The sequence below is a fragment of the Burkholderia sp. BCC1640 genome (assembly GCF_902833125.1).
Classification (GTDB): domain Bacteria; phylum Pseudomonadota; class Gammaproteobacteria; order Burkholderiales; family Burkholderiaceae; genus Burkholderia; species Burkholderia diffusa.
This window is the reverse complement of record NZ_CADFEF010000005.1, coordinates 209,795-231,213: the sequence shown is the minus strand read 5'-3', so window position 1 is coordinate 231,213 and position 21,419 is coordinate 209,795. Positions and strand designations below refer to the sequence as shown.

19 protein-coding genes are annotated in these 21,419 nt (G+C 67.8%); 7 read left to right on the top strand and 12 right to left on the bottom strand.

The annotated features are described in order from the left end of the window. Positions 1 to 44: 44 nt before the first annotated feature. Complete coding sequence (locus HWX25_RS08265; RefSeq protein WP_059820859.1) at positions 45 to 752, bottom strand: Crp/Fnr family transcriptional regulator; 708 nt, start codon at positions 750 to 752, stop codon at positions 45 to 47. A gap of 81 nt (positions 753 to 833) precedes the next feature. On the opposite strand from HWX25_RS08265, the gene HWX25_RS08260 reads away from it, so the two are divergent. Both HWX25_RS08260 and HWX25_RS08255 read left to right on the top strand, forming a co-directional pair. Further along, positions 834 to 1,358, top strand: coding sequence for an Mpo1-like protein (locus HWX25_RS08260; protein ID WP_059820858.1), 525 nt, complete (start codon positions 834 to 836; stop codon positions 1,356 to 1,358). A gap of 173 nt (positions 1,359 to 1,531) precedes the next feature. Continuing rightward, positions 1,532 to 2,146 (top strand): methyltransferase domain-containing protein, encoded by a 615-nt coding sequence (locus HWX25_RS08255; RefSeq protein ID WP_059690566.1) that lies wholly within the window; start codon positions 1,532 to 1,534, stop codon positions 2,144 to 2,146. A 15-nt stretch (positions 2,147 to 2,161) separates the two neighbouring features. Here HWX25_RS08255 and HWX25_RS08250 read toward each other — a convergent pair whose 3' ends face one another. Then, positions 2,162 to 3,436, bottom strand: coding sequence for an EAL domain-containing protein (locus HWX25_RS08250; RefSeq protein ID WP_175908080.1), 1,275 nt, complete (start codon positions 3,434 to 3,436; stop codon positions 2,162 to 2,164). A 184-nt stretch (positions 3,437 to 3,620) separates the two neighbouring features. Next, positions 3,621 to 5,060, bottom strand: coding sequence for a multidrug transporter subunit MdtD (gene mdtD, locus HWX25_RS08245; protein WP_175908078.1), 1,440 nt, complete (start codon positions 5,058 to 5,060; stop codon positions 3,621 to 3,623). A gap of 201 nt (positions 5,061 to 5,261) precedes the next feature. On the opposite strand from mdtD, the gene HWX25_RS08240 reads away from it, so the two are divergent. Further along, complete coding sequence (locus HWX25_RS08240; protein WP_175908076.1) at positions 5,262 to 5,588, top strand: DUF2917 domain-containing protein; 327 nt, start codon at positions 5,262 to 5,264, stop codon at positions 5,586 to 5,588. Here HWX25_RS08240 and HWX25_RS08235 read toward each other — a convergent pair. Beyond that, positions 5,561 to 6,793 carry a citrate/2-methylcitrate synthase gene (locus tag HWX25_RS08235; protein ID WP_175908075.1) on the bottom strand — a complete coding sequence of 411 codons (1,233 nt, stop codon included), beginning with the start codon at positions 6,791 to 6,793 and terminating at the stop codon, positions 5,561 to 5,563. The genes HWX25_RS08240 and HWX25_RS08235 overlap by 28 nt on opposite strands. Before the next feature lie 139 nt (positions 6,794 to 6,932). Here HWX25_RS08235 and HWX25_RS08230 point away from each other — a divergent pair, with 139 nt between their 5' ends. Beyond that, positions 6,933 to 8,324 carry a CoA transferase gene (locus HWX25_RS08230; RefSeq protein WP_175908073.1) on the top strand — a complete coding sequence of 464 codons (1,392 nt, stop codon included), beginning with the start codon at positions 6,933 to 6,935 and terminating at the stop codon, positions 8,322 to 8,324. Positions 8,325 to 8,345: 21 nt separating this feature from the next. Here HWX25_RS08230 and HWX25_RS08225 read toward each other — a convergent pair whose 3' ends face one another. After that, positions 8,346 to 9,092: a GntR family transcriptional regulator gene (locus tag HWX25_RS08225; protein WP_059528318.1), complete on the bottom strand. Its 747-nt coding sequence runs from the start codon at positions 9,090 to 9,092 to the stop codon at positions 8,346 to 8,348. Between the two features lie 168 nt (positions 9,093 to 9,260). On the opposite strand from HWX25_RS08225, the gene HWX25_RS08220 reads away from it, so the two are divergent. Further along, on the top strand, positions 9,261 to 10,106 hold the full coding sequence (locus HWX25_RS08220; protein ID WP_175908071.1) for an aldo/keto reductase: 846 nt from the start codon (positions 9,261 to 9,263) through the stop codon (positions 10,104 to 10,106). A gap of 26 nt (positions 10,107 to 10,132) precedes the next feature. Here the strand turns inward: HWX25_RS08220 and HWX25_RS33385 are convergent, their stop codons facing one another. From HWX25_RS33385 to HWX25_RS08190, 6 genes are all read right to left on the bottom strand, one after another. Continuing rightward, positions 10,133 to 11,377, bottom strand: a complete 1,245-nt coding sequence (locus tag HWX25_RS33385; RefSeq protein ID WP_244138745.1) for a hypothetical protein — start codon at positions 11,375 to 11,377, stop codon at positions 10,133 to 10,135. A 290-nt stretch (positions 11,378 to 11,667) separates the two neighbouring features. Further along, entirely contained in the window at positions 11,668 to 12,678 is a 1,011-nt protein-coding gene (locus HWX25_RS08210) for a HoxN/HupN/NixA family nickel/cobalt transporter (RefSeq protein WP_175908067.1), read from the bottom strand. 185 nt (positions 12,679 to 12,863) lie between these two features. Beyond that, positions 12,864 to 14,975, bottom strand: coding sequence for an elongation factor G (fusA, locus tag HWX25_RS08205; protein WP_175908065.1), 2,112 nt, complete (start codon positions 14,973 to 14,975; stop codon positions 12,864 to 12,866). Positions 14,976 to 15,200: 225 nt separating this feature from the next. Further along, on the bottom strand, positions 15,201 to 15,701 hold the full coding sequence (locus tag HWX25_RS08200; RefSeq protein WP_175908063.1) for a DUF192 domain-containing protein: 501 nt from the start codon (positions 15,699 to 15,701) through the stop codon (positions 15,201 to 15,203). A 160-nt stretch (positions 15,702 to 15,861) separates the two neighbouring features. After that, the gene (locus HWX25_RS08195; RefSeq protein ID WP_072444916.1) at positions 15,862 to 16,080 is read right to left on the bottom strand and encodes a hypothetical protein; all 219 of its coding nucleotides are present in this window, start codon (positions 16,078 to 16,080) and stop codon (positions 15,862 to 15,864) included. A 281-nt stretch (positions 16,081 to 16,361) separates the two neighbouring features. Continuing rightward, positions 16,362 to 16,940 carry a pseudouridine synthase gene (locus tag HWX25_RS08190; RefSeq protein ID WP_059527744.1) on the bottom strand — a complete coding sequence of 193 codons (579 nt, stop codon included), beginning with the start codon at positions 16,938 to 16,940 and terminating at the stop codon, positions 16,362 to 16,364. Between the two features lie 273 nt (positions 16,941 to 17,213). On the opposite strand from HWX25_RS08190, the gene icd reads away from it, so the two are divergent. Both icd and HWX25_RS08180 read left to right on the top strand, forming a co-directional pair. Next, positions 17,214 to 18,470: an NADP-dependent isocitrate dehydrogenase gene (icd, locus tag HWX25_RS08185; RefSeq protein ID WP_044845581.1), complete on the top strand. Its 1,257-nt coding sequence runs from the start codon at positions 17,214 to 17,216 to the stop codon at positions 18,468 to 18,470. Positions 18,471 to 18,750: 280 nt separating this feature from the next. Beyond that, the gene (locus tag HWX25_RS08180; RefSeq protein ID WP_175908062.1) at positions 18,751 to 20,979 is read left to right on the top strand and encodes an NADP-dependent isocitrate dehydrogenase; all 2,229 of its coding nucleotides are present in this window, start codon (positions 18,751 to 18,753) and stop codon (positions 20,977 to 20,979) included. A gap of 129 nt (positions 20,980 to 21,108) precedes the next feature. Here the strand turns inward: HWX25_RS08180 and HWX25_RS08175 are convergent, their stop codons facing one another. Next, entirely contained in the window at positions 21,109 to 21,333 is a 225-nt protein-coding gene (locus HWX25_RS08175) for a hypothetical protein (RefSeq protein ID WP_006490888.1), read from the bottom strand. Positions 21,334 to 21,419: the final 86 nt, after the last annotated feature.

Here is a 21,419-nt window from a genome sequence, read left to right as displayed (position 1 = left end):
GGAATGCGGCGTGGCGGTGATTGTGCGGCGTCGTCGGGGTGCGGTCAGTGCGTACCGTCGGACAGGCCGCTCGCGCGGCGCAGCGCGTCGACGTCGACGAGTTCGATTTCGCCGACATGCAGCCGCACGATGCCGTCGGCCTGCAGCGCCTTCAGCAGCTGGTTGGTGGTCTGCCGCGTGAGCGACAGCATCGCCGCGAGCTTTTCCTGCGACAGCCGGATGCGCGTGCGGCCGGCGCTGATTCCGCCGTAGCCGTCGGCGATCATCAGCAGCCGCGCGGCAAGCCGCTGCGCGGCCGGCATCACGCTCATCGATTCGACGGTCAGGAAGCTCAGCCGGAGCTTTTGCGCCATCAACAGCGCGAGCTGCCGCCAGTATTGCGGCGTCGCGTCGAGCATCGCGAGCAGCGCGGCCTGCGGGACGTGCAGCAGCAGCGTGTCGTCGAGCGCGATCGCGTCGTGCGTGCGCGGCTGGCCGTCGAACAGCGCGATCTCGCCGAACCATGTGACGGGTTCGGCGACCGTCAGCAGCGCTTCCTTGCCCTGCGGATCGACCGCGCCTATGGTGAGGGAACCGGCCAGCACCGCATACAGCCCGCACGGCGGGTCGCCGCGGCGGAACAGCGTCTGGCCGGCCGGCAAGTGCCGCAACGCGGCGCGGGCGAGCAACGCCTCGCGCAACGCGGGCGGCAGCGCGGCGAACCACGGGTGCGCTTCGAGCTGCGGCAGGTACGGGGCGAGCGGCGAGGGCATGGACACGCGATGTCGGGTAGCTGACAGAGGTTGTCGGGCGTGACGCGCATCATAGCGCCCAATGATCGTTCTGGAGACACCATGAAGACGCTCGAGGATCATCTTTCCCAATATGCGGCCTACCATCGCGACGCGCGCAACATCGCGACGCATCTGGTCGGCATTCCGATGATCGTGTTCGCGGTTGAGGTGCTGCTGTCTCGGCCGGCGATCGGCGTGCTGGCGGGCGTCGCGCTGTCGCCGGCGCTGCTGCTTGCGGTGGCGTTCGCGGTGTTCTACCTGCGTCTCGACCTGCGCTTCGGCTTGGTGATGACCGCGCTGTTCGCGCTCGGCCTGTGGGCCGCGCAGACGCTCGCGGTGCTGCCGACCGCGCAATGGCTCGGGATCGGCGTCGGCGCGTTCGTGGTCGGCTGGATCGTGCAGTTCGTCGGACACTGGTTCGAGGGGCGCAAGCCCGCGTTCGTCGATGACCTGGTCGGCCTGATGGTCGGGCCGCTGTTCGTCGTCGCCGAAGTCGCGTTCTTCGCGGGCCTGCGCGGCGACGTGCGCCGCGAAGTCGAGCGGCGCGCGGGCCCGGTTCACGGCGGCGTGCACTCGCACGTCTGACACGCCGGCCGCGCCGGTCTGCGGGTTCGGTGCATGCTCGACCGGTCCGGCCGCCACGGCCGCTGCGTGGCTCGTGCCGGTCGCATAGGACCCCGCGCCACACCACGCGCGATGCGCAACGGCTAAGATGCGGGATGCGTCGCACGACAGGACGCGTACGCGGAGCAATCGCCATGGTGGATCGCCCGACTCTCGATGCCTACGAAGCCCATGCCGCGCAATACGCGCAGGACTGGCTCGACCAGGCCGCCCCCGACGACATGTATGCGCTGCTCGAGCAGTATTTCTCGCCGGGGCCGACCGCCGACGTCGGCTGCGGCGCGGGGCGCGACACTGCGTGGCTCGCGTCGCAAGGATTCGACGTGCGCGGCTACGATGCGAGCGCGGCGCTGCTCGCCGAGGCACGCTTGCGTCACCCGTCGCTGACGTTCGAACTGGCCGCGCTGCCGGCGCTCGCGGGCGTGCCGTCCGGCGCGTTTCGAAACGTGCTGTGCGAGACGGTCGTCATGCATCTCGAGCAGGCCGATGCCGCCGCGGCGGCCGCGCGGCTGGCCGCGCTGCTGATGCCCGGCGGCACGTTGTACCTGAGCTGGCGGGTGGCCGGCAACGGCGCGTTGCGCGACGAGCGCGGCCGCTTGTACACACCGCTCGATTCGGCGCGCATGCACGCGGCGCTCGGCCCCGGCATGCACGTGATCGACGAGCACGAGGTGGTCAGCGCGTCGTCCGGCAAGCGCGTGCATCGGCTGATCGCGCGCCGGGACGACGCCATCGATGGCGCCGCATGAGCGCGGCGCGCGAACTCATTCGCGGTTGAGCGCCGCTTCCCAGTTGATGTCGACGCACAGCACCTGCATGCCGGTCGCGGCCGGCGCGGCGATCGACGCAGTCACGCACAGGTGCGCTTCGTTGATCGACAGGTACGGCGGCGTCAGATGCACGCGGCCCGGCGCGCGCATCGCGTGGATGAAGTAGGGGCGGCGCTCCCAGCTCGCGCCTTCCGAATGCAGCAGCGGCCGGAAGCGTTTCGCCCGCTGCGATACGCTGCCGCGCGCGAGCACGTTGTCGCCGATCTGGCGGCCCGATGCGTCGAGCAGGAAGCAGCGCGCGGTTTCCGGCAATCCGAGCACGGCGCCGGCGGCGTCGATCAGCGATTCGCCCGCGACGAGCTTCCGGCTCGCTTCCTCCAGCGCGGCGACATACGGCGCGAGGCGTTCGGCCTGCGTGTGCTCGCGTTGCGCGACGCGCAGCCGCAACGCGGCCGAGAGCGTATCCATGCAGCCCGCAGCGGCCTGCGGCTGCACGGGGTCGACGCTCGGCCCCGCGAAGTACTGCCCTTGCACGAAATCGACATCGCATTCGAGCGCGATCAGTGCGTCGCGCTCGGTCGAGAGCCCGCCCATCAGCACGAGCTGGCCGGATTCGTGCAGCAGCGACACGAGCCCCGGCAGCACGCGTTCGAGATGCGAGTGTTCGCTCGCTTGGGCGAGGATCCCGCGGTCGAGCGTGACGATGTCGGGATGCAGGTGCCACACGCGGTCGATGTTCGAATGTTTCGCGCCGAAGCCGCCGAGCGCGATCAGGAAGCCGGCCTTGCGCAGGCCGTCGACGATCGCCGCATAGCGCGGCGTCTCGCCGCCCGCCTGCTCGGGCACTTCGAGCACCACGCGATGCGGCGGCAGGCCGAGCGCCTTCAGGTTCGCGAGCAGCGCGTCGCCGTAGACGGTGTCCATCAGCGCGGCCGGATGCAGGCTCAGGAAGAGCCATTCGTCGTGACTGTCGAACGCGTGGAAGTTGCCGAGATGCAGCGATTCGGCGAGCCGGCCGAGCTCGAGCAGGTCGCCGCGCCGCGCCGCCTGCGTGAACACCTCGTGCGACGCGACCTGGCGGCTGTCCTCGTCGTGCGCGCGCAGCGACGCGTGGTAGCCGATCGCGCGGCGGTGCGACACCGAGAAAACGGGCTGGAACACGCTGAACACGGTGTACGCACCGTACAGCACGGTGCGCCGCTTGCCGTCGTCGCCGGCGACGGGGCGGGGCGGCTGAAAGCCGGGTGGATCGATGTCGATCATGCTCATGATGTCGGCCGAAGGAAGACTGCCAGTTTACCTACAGAATAGGCGAGCAAGAAGCATGCACGGCATCGGGCCCCGTGCGGATGCCCCGTCGCGGTCGCCGGGCGCCGCGCTGCGCAGCCATGCTGCACCGACATGGTGCGCGGCGCGCCGTCGTGGGGTTTCCCGGCACGGCGCGCGTCGTGCGTCACGCGCGCTCGGACGGATCGGTCTTGTGCTGCGCGCGGCCGCGGATCTCGGGTGCGAGCTGCGCGAAGATCCACGCCGACGCGGCCGTGATGATCCCGACGCAGATGAAGGTCGCGTGGAACGCCGGCAGCGTGTTGCTCGGCGTCACCGTGCGCAGCATTCCGGTGAAGGTGGCGAGCAGCGCGCCCGCGACCGTGACGCCGAGGCTCATCGACAGCATCTGCACGAGCGAGAACAGGCTGTTGCCGCTGCTCGCGCCGCCGGTGCCGAGATCCTTCAGCGTCAGCGTGTTCATCGCGGTGAACTGCATCGAGTTGAAACCGCCGAACAGCGCGAGATGGACGACCTTCACCCACACGGGCACCGTGTCGCGCATCAGCGCGAAGCTCGCCATCATCACGCCGACCATGATCGTGTTCACGAGCAGTACCTTGCGGTAGCCGTGCTGCGTGATCAGCCGCGTGATGATCCGCTTCGAGAACATCCCGGCCGCCGCGACCGGCAGCATCATCAGCCCGGCCTCGAATGCCGAATAACCGAGGCTCACCTGCAGCAGCAGCGGGATCAGGTACGGCATCGCGCCGCTGCCGATTCGCGCGAACAGGTTGCCGAGCAGGCCGACGCTGAACGTGTGGATCTTGAACAGTTCGAGCGAGAAGATCGGCTGCGGCGCGCGCACCGCGTACAGCCCGTACGCGACGAAGCACGCGAGGCTCAGGATCAGCAGCACGAGCACGGCCGCGTGCTGCATGCCGAGATCGGCGAGCCCGTCGAGCGACAGCGAGATCGCGACCATCCCGATCGTCAGCAGCAGATAGCCCTTCAGGTCGAAGCGGCCCACGGCCGGGTTGCGCGCGTCGGGCATCGAGTAGAAGGTCGCGACGCAGCCGGCGATGCCGACCGGCACGTTGATCAGGAAGATCCAGTGCCACGACGCGATCTTCACGAGCCAGCCGCCGAGCGTCGGCCCGATCAGCGGACCGATCAGCCCGGGTACCGCGACGAACGACAACGCGGCCAGGTAGCGTTCGGCCGGGAACGTGCGCAGCACGGCGAGCCGCCCGACCGGCAACAGCATCGCGCCGCCCACCCCCTGCACGACGCGGAACACGACGAGCTGCGACAGCGTATGCGCGTTCGCGCACAGCAACGAACCGAGCGAGAACACCAGGATCGCGCTGAAGAACACACGCCGCGTGCCGAACGTGTCGGCGAGCCAGCCCGAGACGGGAATCATCACCGCCATCGTCAGCGAGTATGCGATCACGACCGACTGCATCCGCAACGGCGATTCGCCGAGGCTCGCGGCCATCGACGGCAGCGCCGTGTTGACGATCGTCGCATCGAGCGTCTGCATGAAGAAGCCCGTCGCAACGAGCCAGAGCATCACGGTGAGGTTCTTTTCGCCGGGAGCGGCGGCGGGCGGGCGTTGGAACATGGGGACGGACCGAGGGCGCGGGACAGCCGCCATTGTAGGCAAAGCCGCCGTTGCACGCAGGATCGGCAACGCGTGCGCCGGACGCCCGTCCGTCAGCCGACCGGTACAGTTCAGCCGAAAGTGTCTGCAGGCGTATCTGTCCGTGTGTTGCCGCTGTCCGAAATACTGGTGTCATCGAACCCACGCGACCCGGAGGCGGCCATGCGAGAACTGCGACTCTTCGAGATGGACGGCAACGAGCCGGCCGGGCGGTGGCGGATCGTCGATCGCACCGCGCTGCAGGTCGCGGACGGCGATCTGTGGGTGACGATCGAGGGCCGGCCCGAGGATCACTGGCTGCGCGCCGGCGAGACGCTGGCCCTGCTGCCCGGCATGCGCGTATGGATCAGCGCGGCGGCGGGCGGCGCGGTGTTCGCGTTTGGCCCGCAGGCGGCGCCGGCCCCGCAGGCCGAGCCGATCGCGTGGCGACGGTTCGCCGCCGCATGGCGCGGCGGCCGTGGTCAGGCAGCCGCGTCGCTGCCGATGTAGCGCGCGCGGGGCCGGATCAGCTTGCCGTCCGCATATTGTTCGAGCGCGTGTGCGATCCAGCCCGCGGTGCGGCCGGCCGCGAACAGCGTGAACGCGGCGCCGTCCGGCAGCGCAAGCGTGCGTTCCAGCACCGCGAGCGCGAAATCGATCGACGGTCGCAGGCCGGTCGCCGCCTCGACGCGCGCGGCGAGCGCACGGGCCATGCGTAGCGGCGTCCGGTCGGGCAGCATCGCGTGCAGCGCGTCGAGCAACGCGCGGGCGCGCGGGTCACCGTCGGGATAGAGCGGGTGCGCGAAACCGGACAGCGCGGTGCGCGCACCGTCCGCCCGTTCGTCGTGCGCGACGCGCAGCGCGAGGTAGCGGTCGAGATCGGCGGCGCGCGCCGCTTCGTCGAGCAGCGCGCCCGCGCGGAACGTCTCGCCGCCGTGGCGCGGGCCCGACAGCGCCGCGAGCCCGCCCGCGATCGCACCGAACAGGTGAGTGCCGGTCGACGCGATGCAGCGCACCGCAAAGGTCGACGGGTTCAGTTCATGATCGGCGCACAGCACGAGCGCGCGGCGCAGCAGGTCGGCTTCGTCGCGTCGCCGCAGCCGCCATGCCGCGGCGAGCTGCCGATGCACGGGCGCGTCGCCCGGCGCGATGCCGGCCAGCGCGGCCGTCGTCACGCGCAGCAGCAGCGTGGCCGCGTCGAACTGCGCGTCGCGCCCCTGCGCCCACAGGCGCGGCAGCGACGCGGCCGCGGCGGGGAGCAGCACCAGCGTGCGCTCGAGCGGCGCGAGATGTGCCCAGCGGCGAGCCCAGTCGTCCCACTGCGCGGTGTCGAATCCGGTCGACGCGAGCGATGTCGCGCCAAGCCGCGCGGGCGGACAATTCCACAGCAGTGCGGCCGTTTCCTCGAGCGTTGCGTCGTTCGCGAGTGCGATCGCATCGGCGCCGCGATAGTGCAGGCGGCCGTCGGCGATCTGCGTGATCCGCGATTCGAGCACGGGCACGCCCCAGTCGAGCGAGCGTTCGGCGACGCCGCCCGCGCGTTTCGCATCGGCGCGGCGGCGTGCGAGCAGGCGCACCTCGTCCGCGTCGTAGCGGCGGCGCTTGCTCGCGCCGTCGGGCAGCGAGTGCAGCAGGCCGCGGCTCACATACGCGTAAAGGGTGCTCACGCTGACACCGAGGATGCCGGCGGCTTCAGGCGCGCTGAGGGACGTCATGCCGATCGCTCCTGTCGGGGCGCATGAAGCGCGGCCCGGCTACAACTATTCGTTATGCATTGATTCGCGCAATCAAGATTGATCGCGCCCGTCGCGAATTCTAGACTCGATTCCGTCTCCTCAACGGTTCGCTTCCACCATGACACCCGAACTCGCATTGACCCGCTTGTGGCAACTCGCGCACGGCGAACCCGGCGCGCTGGCCCGCGCGGTCGTGACGGGGCAGGACCCGACGCTGCCGTCGACGTTCCACGTCGGCACGCTCGCCGCGGCGACGATCGCGGCAGCCGGGCTCGCGGCGGCGGAATGCCACCGGCTGCGCACGGGCATCGCGCAGCGCGTCGACGTATCGATGCGCGACGCGCTCGTCGCATTCCGGAGCGAACGCTACCTGCGCGTGGACGACGGCCTGCCGCCCGAGCCGCGCCATCCGGTGACGGGCTTCTACGACACGCGCGACGGACGCTGGATCCAGCTGCATGCGAACTTTCCGCATCACCTGCACGGGATTCTCGACGTGCTGGGCTGCGGTCCGCAGCGTGACGACGTTGCGGCCGCGATCCGCACGTGGGACGGCGCGGCACTCGATACCGCGCTGGCCGAGGCCGGCCTGTGCGCGGCATTGATCAGAACCCCTGACGAATGGGCGGCGCACGATCAGGCACGCGCGCTCGCGTCGCTGCCATTGTTCGAGATCGAGCGGATCGGCGACACACCCGTCGAGGCGATCGGCCGCGGCGAGCCCGACCAGCCGCTCGCGGGCGTGCGCGTGCTCGATCTCACGCGCATCATCGCGGGGCCGGTCGCGGGCCGCACGCTGGCATCGCACGGTGCGCAGACGCTGCTCGTCAACGGTCCGCACCTGCCGAACATCGCATCGCTCGTGATCGACAACGGGCGCGGCAAGCATTCGACGTGGATCGACCTGCGCGAGGCGGCCGGCGTTGCCACGCTGCGCGAACTCGCACGCGATGCCGATGTATTCCTGCAGGCCTATCGCCCCGGCGCGCTCGCGGCGCGCGGGTTCTCGCCGCAGGCGCTGGCGGAATTGCGGCCCGGCATCGTGTGCGTGTCGGTATCCGCGTACGGGCATGCGGGGCCGTGGTCGATGCGGCGCGGCTTCGACAGCCTCGTGCAGTCGGCGAGCGGTATCGCCTGGCACGAACAACATGCCGCGCACGCGGACGGGCCGCGCCATCTGCCGTGCCAGGCGCTCGATCATGCGACGGGTTATCTCGCGGCGTTCGGCGCGATGATCGCGCTCGCGCGCCGTGCGACGGAAGGAGGGAGCTGGCACGTGCGGCTGTCGCTCGCGCAGACGGGGCGCTGGTTGCAATCGTTCGGCACGGTGCCGGATGGCCTGCATGCACCGGATTTCACGTTCGACGACGTGCGTGACCGGATCGACCGGACCGCTTCGCCGTTCGGCGTGATCGATGCCGTGCGTCCGGCCGAACGCCTGTCGGCGACACCGTCGCGATTCACGCGGCCGCCCGTGCCGCTCGGCACGGACGAAGCGCGCTGGCGATGAGCGCCGGCGGCGCCGCGCGCATTACTTGCGCAGCTCGACGACGAAGTCGTAGTAGTCGTTGCGGCAGTAGGTATCGGTGAGCTCGATCGCGCGCTGGTCGGCCGTATAGCCGATTCGCGTGATCAGCAGCAGCGCGTCGTGCGGCGCGATGCCCATCTGCTGCGCGATCTCGTCGGTCGCGTTGACCGCGCGGAAATGCTGCAGCGCGCGCACGATCGGCGTGCCGCGTGCTTCGAGATAGCTGTACAGCGAACCGCCGATCGCTTGCGGATCGGGAATCAGCGTGGCGGGGAACGTCGAGTTCTCGACGGCCATCACGATGCCGTCGGCGAGACGCAGGCGTTTCAGCCGTGTAACCGACGCGGCCGGCGACAGGCCGAGCTGGATGACTTCGTCGCGGTTCGCCGGCTGAATCTCGCGTTCGAGCCACTGCGAGCTCGGCTTGAAGCCACGGCGCTCGAGCATCTCGCTGAAGCTCGACAGCCGCGACAGCGGATCCTCGTAGCGCGGCTGGATGAAGTTGCCGGCGCCTTGCGTGCGGCGGATCAAGCCCTGCTCGACAAGCAGCGCGATCGCCTTGCGCGCGGTGATGCGCGACACGCCGAGCGCTTCGGACAGCACGCGTTCGGACGGTAGCGCCTCGCCGGCCGCCCAGCGATTGTCGTGGATCGCGTCGCCGAGCTTGCGGGCGAGCTGCAGGTAGAGCGGCGTATCGTTCTCGGGGTCGGGGCGCAGGTCCTGCCAGCGGTCGTCCGTGGGTGCCTTCATGGAATGGGTATCGATCAGATTGCCGGCCATTCTAAGTCATCATGCGGCGCCGTTATATCCGGTTTTTGCCGTGCAGCGGGTGGACGCCGCACCGATTGACTACACTGATGCGTCGTATTCGATGCCACGGCCGCGGGTGCGCGGCCACCAATCCGCAGCGAGGAGCGCATGACAGACACGATCGCCACGGTCGTCCTGCCGGACGGCGAGACCATTCCGAAGCTCGGCCTGGGCACGTGGGAAATGGGCGAGCGGCCCGCGCGTCGCGCGGACGAGATCACCGCATTGCGCGAAGGAATCGCGCTCGGGATGACGCTGGTCGACACCGCGGAGATGTACGGCGACGGCGCGACCGAGGTGCTCGTCGGGGAGGCGCTGACCGGATTGCGCGACGGCGTGTTCCTTGTCAGCAAGGTGTATCCGCATCATGCGAGCCGGCGTGGCGTCGTCGCCGCGTGCGAAGCGAGCCTCAAGCGTTTGCGTACCGACCGTCTCGACCTGTACCTGCTGCACTGGCGTGGTTCGGTGCCGCTCGAGGAGACGGTCGAGGGATTCGAGGCGCTGCGGCGCGCGGGCAAGATCCGCCATTGGGGTGTCAGCAACTTCGATACGGCCGACATGGCGGAACTCGTCGACGAGGCGGGCGGCGGCGCGTGCGCGACCAACCAGATCCTCTACAACATCGCGCGGCGCGGCGCGGAATTCGACCTGCTGCCATGGCTCGCCGAGCACCGGATGCCGGCGATGGCGTACAGCCCGGTCGATCACGGGCGGCTGCCGAAGCGTTCGCCGCTCGACGAGATCGCGCGGCAACGCGGTGTGTCGGTGATGCGCGTCGCGCTTGCCTGGGTGCTCGCGCGGCCGGGTGTATTCGCGATCCCGAAGGCGTCGCGGATCGAACACGTTCGCGACAATCGCGCGGCGCTCGATTTCGTGTTGAGCGATGACGAGCGCGCGCAACTCGACGGCTATTTCCGTCCGCCGCGCAGCAAGCGCGCGCTCGAAATGCTCTGACCGTACCGGGTCAGGCGATGCGTCGATCAGTGGCCATGGCCACCGGCCGATCCGCCGTTGCCGCCGGCGCCGCCATTGCCGTTCCCGACACCGTTGGCACCGCCGTTGCCGGCGCCGCCGCTCCCGTTGCCATTACCGTTGCCACCGCCGTTGCCGTGGCCACCGTTGCCGCTGCCGCTGCCGCTGCCGCTGCCGCTGCCGCCGCCGCCGCCGGTGCCGCTGCCGCCACCATTACCGTGACCGCCGTTGCCACCGCCGGTACCGCCGGTACCGCCGCTGCCGCCGCCACCGTTGCCGCTGCCGCTGCCGCCACCATTACCGTGACCGCCGTTGCCACCGCCGTTGCCACCGCCGTTGCCACCGCCGCTGCCACCGCCGCTGCCACCGCCGCTGCCACCGCCGGTACCGCCACCATTACCGTGACCGCCGTTGCCGCCACCGCCACCATTACCGTGACCACCACCGCCGCCGCCGTTACCACCGCCGTTACCACCGCCCCCATGCCCACCCGAGGAGCCGCCACCCGAGGAGCCGCCGCCCGAGGAGCCACCACCCGAGGAGCCACCACCCGAGGAGCCGCCCCCTGAGGAGCCGCCGCCCGAGGAGCCACCGCCCGAGGAGCCACCGCCCGAGGAACCACCACCCGAGGAGCCACCACCCGAGGAGCCACCACCCGAGGAGCCACCACCCGAGGAGCCGCCACCCGAGGAGCCGCCACCCGAGCCACCACCCGAGGAGCCGCCACCCGACGAGCCACCGCCCGAGGAACCGCCGCCCGAGGAGCCGCCACCCGAGGAGCCGCCACCCGAGGAGCCGCCACCCGAGGTACCACCACCCGAAGTGCCGTTACCCGAGGTCCCGCCACCTTTACCCCCGTTGCCTGATGCACCGCCGCTACGACCTGTTCCGCTCGTACCACCGGATGTCGCCCCGATCGATCCACCGACGCCCGCAGGCCCGACGGCGCCGCTTCCGCCATTCCCGCTGTTCCCCGGACTGATACCGCCAGAGGTACTTCCGGCACCGCTGCCCACAGCGCCGCGGCCGGCATATATGTGTACCGCGCAAGCAGCCGGACCTGCGGCGCAGGACGCCGAGTCCTCGGCGAGCATCATGACGGGGTCTGCGCTGGCGGTCGGGTCGGACGCGACGTCGGGCATCGAGTCCTGAGCAATCGCGTAAGAACAGCAGCACGCAAACGCGGCTGCGGCCAGCAGGGTCGTGCGATAGCACCGTCCCGCCGCGCGGGACAGTTGATTCGTTCTGCTCATTATTGATCTCCCCGATGCGCGCGATGCCTCGTCACGCGCGACCATCAACGTGTGATGCAGGGGACCAGCAACGATGCATTGTCGTATCGGCGGCCGATGCGTGTCGGACTGGCGTCGGAGGCCAGCCGGGAACACGAATCGGCCCGCGGGCCCGCCGTGCGAATCCCTAACTGCGAGATTCGTGCCAACGGCCGGCCGTGTCCGTGGCGCAAGGCGCGCACGTATCGCGTGACAGCGCGTGATACGCCGTCGTGAGCTTTTTGTTTCCGAAATGAAACGTCTGACTACGTCTATCGCGCCATCGTGTCGGCAGCGCGCGGCCAGCGATGGCAGAGGATCGACGCGATCCAGGCGACGAGAAACAGCGCGACGATGCCGTAACCGATCGCGCCGAAGCGCGCGCCAAGCGCGTCGAGCACATCGCGTACGGGGCCCGTCAGCGACAGCTTGTCGGCGAGCAGGCCGGCGGCCTCGATCCCGCCGACCGCCAGTGCGACGGCCGCCGACAGCAGCGTGATGCTCGCGTTATAGAGCAGCTTGCGCCGCGGATCGTCCATCGCCCAGCCGTACGCATGGATCATCAGCACATTGTCGGTCGAGTCGATCAGCGTCATGCCGGCCGCGAACAGTGCGGGAAACAGCATGACCGAATGGATCGGCAGCGCGTGGCTCGCCTGCGTGGCCGCGATCGCGAGCAACGCGATTTCTGTTGCAGTATCGAAACCGAGGCCGAACAGCACGCCGACCGGATACATGTGCCAGCTTTTCGACACGAACCGGAACAGCGGGCGCAGCAGTCGCGATACGAGGCCGTTCGCGCGATGCGTGTGCGCGGCGCCGTGAGCCGCGTCCGGTGCGCTGCGATAGCGCCGCCACACGTCGCGCAGGATCGCCAGGTTCATGCACGCGAGCACGAGCAGGAAGGTCGCGGACACCGCCGTGCCGATCGTGCCGCCGATCTCGCGGAATGCGTCGAAGCTGTCGCGCAGCGCGAACGCGCTCAGCGCGATGCCGAGCGTCGCGACGACCACGATCGTCGAGTGGCCGAGCGAGAAGAACAGGCCGACCGTCACCGGACGCTGGCCGTCCTGCATCAGCTTGCGCGTCGCGACGTCGATCGCGGCGATGTGATCGGCGTCGACCGCATGACGCAGCCCGAGGCCGTACGCGATCGCCGCGGTGCCCAGCAGCAGCGGATGGTCGTGCAGCACCGCGAGCGCCCACAGCCAGACGGCGACATTTGCGGCGATCAGGCCGGCATACAGCATCAGCAGGCAGCGCAGGGCAGGAGTGGGCGGCATCGGGGTGGTTCCATCGGACGAATCGCGATGCATTGTGGCATGCGCAAAAATGGCCTGGCGTGCCGATCAGAAACGGCGTCGGGGCGTCGGCCACCGGCCGTGCCGCGTTGGACGGATGAAAAAAAAGGCCCGTCCGGAACCGGACGGGCCTGAGGTCTGCGCGCAGCAGGGCGCGCGCCCCGCGCTTACTTCACTTTCGCGTTGATCACGCCTTCCGACACGTTCGCCGGCGTTTCCGCGTACTGCTTGAACTCCATCGTGTACGTCGCACGACCTTGCGTCGCCGAGCGCAGCGACGTCGAATAGCCGAACATCTCGGCAAGCGGCACCTCGGCGCGCACCAGCTTGCCGCCGCCGCCCGCGATGTCCTCCATCCCCTGCACGATGCCGCGCCGGCTCGACAGGTCGCCCATCACGTTGCCCATGAAGTCCTCGGGCGTCTCGACCTCGACTGCCATCATCGGCTCGAGCAGCACCGGCTTCGCACGGCGCATCGCTTCCTTGAACGCCATCGAGCCGGCCATCCGGAACGCGTTTTCGTTCGAGTCGACGTCGTGGTACGAGCCGAACGTCAGGTGCACCTTCACGTCGACGACCGGGTAGCCCGCGAGCACGCCGCTCTTCAGCGTTTCGATGATGCCCTTGTCGACGGCCGGGATGAATTCGCGCGGAATCACGCCGCCCTTGATCTCGTCGAGGAACTCGTAGCCCTTGCCGGGGTTCGGCTCCAGCGTGATCACCGCATGCCCGTACTGGCCGCGCCCGCCCGACTGCTTGACGAACTTGCCCTCGACATCGGTCGCCGTCGTGCGCACCGTTTCGCGATACGCGACCTGCGGCTTGCCGACCGTCGCCTCGACGCCGAACTCGCGCTTCATCCGGTCGACCAGGATTTCGAGGTGCAGCTCGCCCATCCCCGAGATGATCGTCTGGCCGGATTCCTCGTCGGTCTGCACGCGGAACGACGGATCTTCCTGCGCGAGACGGTTCAGCGCGAGGCCCATCTTTTCCTGGTCGGCCTTCGTCTTCGGCTCGACGGCCTGCGAGATCACCGGCTCCGGGAATTCCATCTTCTCGAGGATGATCGGCTTGGTCGGATCGCATAGCGTGTCGCCCGTCGTCGCTTCCTTCAGGCCGACCGCCGCCGCGATGTCGCCCGCGCGCACTTCCTTGATTTCCTTGCGCTCGTTCGCATGCATCTGAAGGATCCGGCCGAGCCGCTCCTTCTTGTCCTTCGTCGCGTTCAGGACCGTGTCGCCCGATTCGACGACGCCCGAATACACGCGGAAGAAGATCAGCTGGCCGACGAACGGGTCGGTCATGATCTTGAACGCGAGCGACGAGAACGGCTCGTCGTCGCTCGGATGACGTTCCGCCGGCTTCTCCGGATCGTGGAAGTCGTGGCCGAGGATCGCGGGCACGTCGACCGGCGACGGCAGGTAGTCGATCACCGCGTCGAGCATCGCCTGCACGCCCTTGTTCTTGAACGCGCTGCCGCACAGCATCGGCACGATCTCGTTCGCGATCGTGCGCTGGCGCAGCGCGGCCTTGATCTCGTCCTCGGTCAGCGATTCATGGTCGTGCAGGTACTTCTCGAGCAGTTCCTCGCTGGCTTCCGCGGCGGCTTCGACCATCTTCTCGCGCCATTCGTGCGCGAGCTCGACGAGATTCGCCGGGATGTCCTCGTACGTGAATTTCACGCCCTGGCTTTCGTCGTCCCAGACGATGGCCTTCATCTTCACGAGATCGACGACGCCCTGGAAATGATCTTCCGCGCCGATCGGAATCTGGATCGGCACGGCGACGCCCTTCAGACGCTCGCCGATCTGGCGCTGCACGCGGAAGAAGTCTGCGCCGATGCGGTCCATCTTGTTGACGAACGCGATGCGCGGCACCTTGTACTTGTTCGCCTGGCGCCACACGGTTTCGGATTGCGGCTGCACGCCGCCGACCGAGTCGTAGACCATGCACGCACCGTCGAGCACGCGCATCGAGCGCTCGACCTCGATCGTGAAGTCGACGTGCCCGGGGGTGTCGATGATGTTGATCCGGTGTTCCGGATAGTTGCCGGCCATGCCCTTCCAGAAGGCCGTGGTCGCGGCCGACGTGATCGTGATGCCGCGTTCCTGCTCCTGCTCCATCCAGTCCATCGTGGCCGCGCCGTCGTGCACTTCACCGATCTTGTGGCTCACGCCGGTGTAAAACAGGATGCGCTCGGTCGTCGTGGTCTTGCCGGCATCGATGTGAGCGCTGATCCCGATATTGCGATAGCGCTCGATGGGGGTTTTGCGGGGCACGTGAACCTCCTGGTGGTTCGGATCGTAAGCGGGCCGGTTGCACCGGCCCGGGCTGGAACTAGCGAGATTTAAAGCATAGCGCTTGTCCGTGGCTTTTGCAGATGCGGGCACCATTGGCCGAATCAAGGCACGCGTCGCCCTCGGCCGGCGAAAAAAAACCGGCGCCCAACACAAGAATGGGCGGCCGGCTTCGGTCGACGTGCGGCGGCGCCGCGGCAATGGCCGTTACTGGGCCTTGGGCAGGCCTTCGAGCTTCATGCCAGGCTTGATGCCCTTCGCCGCGAACCAGCCCTTGCTCATTTCGAGCGCATAGACGCCGTTGTTGCGCGGGCAGTGGTTGTCGGTCGTCTCGGCCTTCATCTCGTCGATGTCGGTGATCGTGCCGTCCGCGCGGATGAACGCGATCGACAGCGGGATCAGCGTGTTCTTCATCCAGAAGCAGTGCACGGCGTTCTCGTTGAACACGAACAGCATGCCTTCGTTTGGCGCGAGTTGCGACCGGTACATCAGCCCCTGTTCGCGGTCGGCGTCGTTTGCGGCGACGGCTGCGTCGATCACGTACATGCCGGCGCGCAGCTTCGCGCGCGGGAACTCGCTCGGCTGCTTGGCGCCGGGCGGCATCTGCGCGTGGGCGGTCTGCATGCCGAGCGCGAGGACGGCGAGCGCGGCGGGAAACAAGGCGGCGCGCGCAAGGCGGCCGAGCGACGAGCGCAGGGAGAATCGCACAGCAGGGCTCCTATCGGGAAAACGAGACCCGCATGGTACGCGAAGCGCGCCGGCGGGCACAAAAAAGAAAAAGGCAGATCGCCTCGCGGTGATCTGCCTTTCAACGCCGTAAGAACGGCAAGACTGCGTGTTCTTGACTGCGTTATTACAGCTTGCTTACTTAGTTCGAAGCAGCTGCCGGTGCTTCGGCTTCGCTAGCTGCCTTCTTAGCTGCGTGGTGCTTCTTAGCAGCGTGGTGCTTCTTGTGCGTTGCCTTCTTAGCCGGTGCCGAAGCAGCTTCTGCCGGAGCAGCAGCAGCCGGAGCGGCCGGAGCCGAAGCTTGTGCGAAAGCAGCCGTTGCGAAGAGGCCAGCGACCAGAGCAGCGATCAGTTTGTTCATGTTGTGTTCCTCAGCTTTAGTTAATTAACCAAATGACCCGGCAATAGGAGTCATGTCGTCTAACGGTGCCATCCACCTTTCGGTTGACAGACGCTTCGAGAAATTTCTCATTGCGCTGCGGGCGCCGAATCGTATTCGATGAAAACGTCGCTTTCGTGACGCAAACACGGATTCGGCTGCCAATGCCGGATAGCTAAGGTTGGCATCTGCGTGGTTTAACGCGCGATCTTCGCAGGCGGTTGACGAAAAAGATGACGAAAAATTCGTGCGGCCGGAATGCGTCATTCAGCGCGCGCGAAACCATCCCACGGGGCGCGCGGCGGCAGCGCGATTGTTTCGCCCGGTGCAATGCCGAGCGCGAATATGTCGAGCGCGCCGATGCCGACGCGCACGAGACGCAACGTCGGGAAGCCGATCGCGGCCGTCATGCGCCGCACCTGCCGATTCTTGCCTTCGGTGATCGCGAGTTCGATCCACGTGGTCGGGATCGCGGCGCGATAGCGGATCGGCGGATTGCGCGGCCACAGCGTATCGGGCGGCTCGATGAATTCGGCGCGGCACGGACGCGTCACGTAGTCGCCGAGATCGACACCGCGCGCGAGCGCTTTCAGGTCGGCCGGGCCCGGCGCGCCGTCGACCTGCGCCCAGTAGCGCTTGACGAGCTTGTGGCGCGGCTCGGCGATGCGCGCCTGCAGCGCGCCGTCGTCGGTGAGCAGCAGCAGGCCCTCGCTGTCCGCGTCGAGCCGGCCGGCCGGGTAGACGCCGGGTGCTTTCACCCAGTCGCCGAGCGACGGCCGCGTCTCGTGCGCGGAAAACTGGCAAATCGTGCCGAACGGCTTGTTGAGGGCGATCAGGGTCATGTCGAGGCGCCCGCCCGACGTGCCGCGGGAAGCGGGACGGGCGGTCTATGGCAAATGGCGGAATCTTAATGCATAATACGGAACGGCAAGTCCTCTGTCTTATATAAGACATAAGGGAAGACTTGATACGCAGCGTCGCGCTTCGTGCCGCCGGCCCCGGTTGGGGCGCTAGAATAGCGCTCGCTGTTGCCGTCACGAGGGTGGCAGGGCCACCTCGCCGCGCGCGCAGTTTCGACCAGCATCACCTGCTCAGCCACGTCACTGGAGTCGATCATGCCGTATCAGCACATCAAGGTTCCGGAGGGCGGTGACAAGATCACCGTCAACAAGGACTTCTCGCTCAACGTTTCCGATCAGCCGATCATTCCCTATATCGAAGGCGACGGTACGGGCTTCGACATCACGCCGGTGATGATCAAGGTCGTCGACGCGGCGGTCGCGCATGCCTACAAGGGCAAGCGCAAGATCCACTGGATGGAGATCTTCGCGGGCGAGAAGGCGACGAAGGTGTACGGTCCGGACGTGTGGCTGCCGGACGAAACGCTGCAGGTGCTGAAGGAATACGTGGTGTCGATCAAGGGGCCGCTCACGACCCCGGTCGGCGGCGGCATCCGTTCGCTGAACGTCGCGCTGCGCCAGGAGCTCGACCTCTACGTATGCCTGCGCCCGGTCCAGTATTTCAAGGGCGTGCCGTCGCCGGTGCGCGAGCCGCAAAAGATCGACATGGTGATCTTCCGCGAGAACTCGGAAGACATCTACGCGGGCATCGAATGGGCCGCGGGCTCCGAGCAGGCGAAGAAGGTCATCAAGTTCCTGCAGGAAGAAATGGGCGTGAAGAAGATCCGCTTCCCGGAAACCTCGGGGATCGGCGTCAAGCCCGTGTCGACGGAAGGCACCGAACGTCTCGTGCGCAAGGCGATCCAGTATGCGATCGACAACGATCGCAAGTCGGTCACGCTGGTGCACAAGGGCAACATCATGAAGTTCACGGAAGGCCTGTTCCGTGACGCCGGCTACGCGCTCGCGCAGAAGGAGTTCGGCGGCGAGCTGATCGACGGCGGCCCGTGGATGCGCGTGAAGAACCCGAAGACGGGCAACGAGATCGTCATCAAGGATTCGATCGCCGACGCGTTCCTGCAGCAGATCCTGCTGCGCCCGGCCGAATACGACGTGATCGCGACGCTGAACCTGAACGGCGACTACATCTCCGACGCGCTGGCCGCTCAGGTCGGCGGCATCGGGATCGCGCCGGGCGCGAACTTGTCGGATTCGGTCGCGATGTTCGAGGCGACCCACGGCACGGCGCCGAAGTACGCGGGCAAGGATTACGTGAACCCCGGTTCCGAGATCCTGTCGGCGGAAATGATGCTGCGCCACCTCGGCTGGACGGAAGCGGCCGATACGATCATCGCCGCGATGGAGAAGTCGATCCTGCAGAAGCGCGTCACGTACGACTTCGCGCGCCTGATGGAAGGCGCGACGCAGGTATCGTGCTCCGGCTTCGGCGAAGTGCTGATCGAGAACATGTAAGTCCCCTTCCGGGGCAGGCCGGCGGACCGCCGGCAGCCCCGGCGCCTACTGCCGGCGCCGGGGCATTTCATGAACGGCAGGTTTGTTGGCAGGGCGGTCCGGCATGCGGGCCGCGGCGCCGCGATGCGGCTCGCACGCCCTGCAATGTAGAACATGACGGCCCTCGCAACACCACCGTCCGGCTAGCCGGCACGCCCCTTTCGCGATCGACCCGGTCGCTCCCCGCCGATTACCGTCGGCGCTCCTCAGTCCCAAATTTTCACGTAGCAACGCATCGACCATGTCCACTTCGCCCAAGATCATCTACACCCTCACCGACGAAGCGCCGGCGCTCGCGACCTATTCGCTGCTGCCGATCGTCAAGGCCTTCACGCGCTCGTCGGGCGTCGCCGTCGAAACGCGCGACATCTCGCTCGCCGGCCGTATCATCGCGGCATTCGCCGACGTCCTGCCGCCGGAGCAGAAGGGTTCCGACGATCTGGCCGAACTGGGCCAGCTCACGCTGAAGCCGGAAGCGAACATCATCAAGCTGCCGAACATCAGCGCGTCGGTGCCGCAGCTCAAGGCCGCGATCGCCGAATTGCAGGCGCAGGGCTACAAGCTGCCGGCGTACCCGGAAGAGCCGTCGACCGACGAAGAGAAGGCCGTCAAGGCCCGCTACGACAAGATCAAGGGCAGCGCGGTGAACCCGGTGCTGCGCGAAGGCAACTCCGACCGTCGCGCGCCGCTGTCGGTCAAGAACTACGCACGCAAGCACCCGCACAAGATGGGCGCATGGAAGGCGACGTCGAAGGCGCACGTCGCGCACATGAGCGAAGGCGACTTCTACGGCAGCGAGAAGTCGGCGCTGATCGCCGATGCCGGCAGCGTGAAGATCGAACTCACGACGGCCGACGGCGTGAAGAAGGTGCTGAAGGAAAAGACGGCCGTGAAGGCCGGTGAAGTTATCGATGCATCGGTGATGAGCCGCAAGGCGCTGCGCAGCTTCATCGAAGCGCAGATCGCCGACGCGAAGGCGCAGGACGTGCTGTTCTCGGTGCACCTGAAGGCGACCATGATGAAGGTCTCGGACCCGATCCTGTTCGGTCACTTCGTGTCGGTGTTCTACCGCGACGCGCTCGCGAAGCACGCGGACGTGCTGGCGCAGGCCGGCTTCAACCCGAACAACGGCATCGGCGACCTGTACGCGCGCCTGAAGGACCTGCCGGCCGACACGCGCGAAGCGATCGAAGCCGACGTCAAGGCCGAATACGCAGCGCGTCCGCGCCTCGCGATGGTCAACTCGGACAAGGGCATCACGAACCTGCACGTGCCGAGCGACGTGATCGTCGACGCATCGATGCCGGCGATGATTCGCGAGTCGGGCTGCATGTGGGGCCCGGACGGCGAACTGTACGACGCGAAGGCCGTGATTCCGGACCGCTGCTACGCGGGTGTCTACCAGGCCGTGATCGAGGACTGCAAGCAGCACGGCGCATTCGACCCGGTCACGATGGGCAGCGTGCCGAACGTCGGCCTGATGGCGCAGGCGGCCGAGGAATACGGTTCGCACGACAAGACGTTCCAGATCCCGGCCGACGGCGTCGTGCGCGTCACGGACGAAGCCGGCAACGTGCTGCTCGAGCACGCGGTCGAGTCGGGCGACATCTGGCGCATGTGCCAGACGAAGGACGCGCCGGTGCAGGACTGGGTCAAGCTCGCGGTGAACCGCGCCCGCGCGACCGGCGCGCCGGCCGTGTTCTGGCTCGATCCGGCACGTGCGCACGACGCGCAGATCATCGCGAAGGTCGAACGCTACCTGAAGGATCACGACACGAACGGCCTCGACATCCGCGTCATGACGCCGGAAGACGCCACGCGCTTCTCGCTCGAGCGCATCCGCGCGGGCAAGGACACGATCTCGGTCACGGGCAACGTGCTGCGCGACTACCTGACCGACCTGTTCCCGATCATGGAACTCGGCACCAGCGCGAAGATGCTGTCGATCGTGCCGCTGATGGCCGGCGGCGGGATGTTCGAAACGGGCGCGGGCGGCTCGGCGCCGAAGCACGTGCAGCAGTTCGTCGAGGAAGGCTTCCTGCGCTGGGATTCGCTCGGCGAATTCCTCGCGCTGGCCGCGTCGCTCGAACATCTCGGCAACGCGTATCAGAACCCGAAGGCGCTCGTGCTCGCGAAGACGCTCGACCAGGCGACCGGCAAGTTCCTGGACGAGAACAAATCGCCGGCGCGCAAGGTCGGTGGCCTCGACAACCGCGGCAGCCACTTCTATCTGTGCCTCTACTGGGCGCAGGCGCTGGCCGAGCAGACCGAGGACGCCGCGCTGAAGGCGCAGTTCGAAGGCGTCGCGAAGTCGCTGTCCGACAACGAGGCGCGCATTCTGGAAGAACTGTCGGCCGCGCAGGGCAGCGCGCAGGCGATCGGCGGCTACTACCGTCCGAACGTCGAGCTGACGAGCCAGGCGATGCGCCCGAGCGCAACGCTGAACGGCATCGTCGACGCAGTCGCCTGACGCCAGCCGCGCCATCGCGCGCGCCACGGCAACGGCGGCAGCCGATGCGGCGGGCCTGGCGGCTCGCCGTTCCGCCGAACATGAAAACGCCCCGGTCACCCGGGGCGTTTTTCGTTGCGAGCGTGTCATTCAGACGTGCACGATTTCCCACTCGGCGATTTCGTGCGGCACTTCGAGCGTGGCCGTATCCAGTTCGGACAATTGCTCGCAGTCGCCGCGGGAGATGTGGTCGGCCGCCACTTCCGGGCACGAGAACGCGCCGAGCAGGGCGTTGCCGAACGTCGCTTCCCAGCCGCCGTTACCCGGCAGGATGTAGAACGACCCGAGCGCTGAACCAAAGCGAAATCCCTTCATTTCCGTTCTCCCTTTCTGATCACAAGCGATTCTGTTGTGCCGCCCGCCGGTTCGTCCGGCCGTGGCCCGACTGGCTGCTTGCGCCG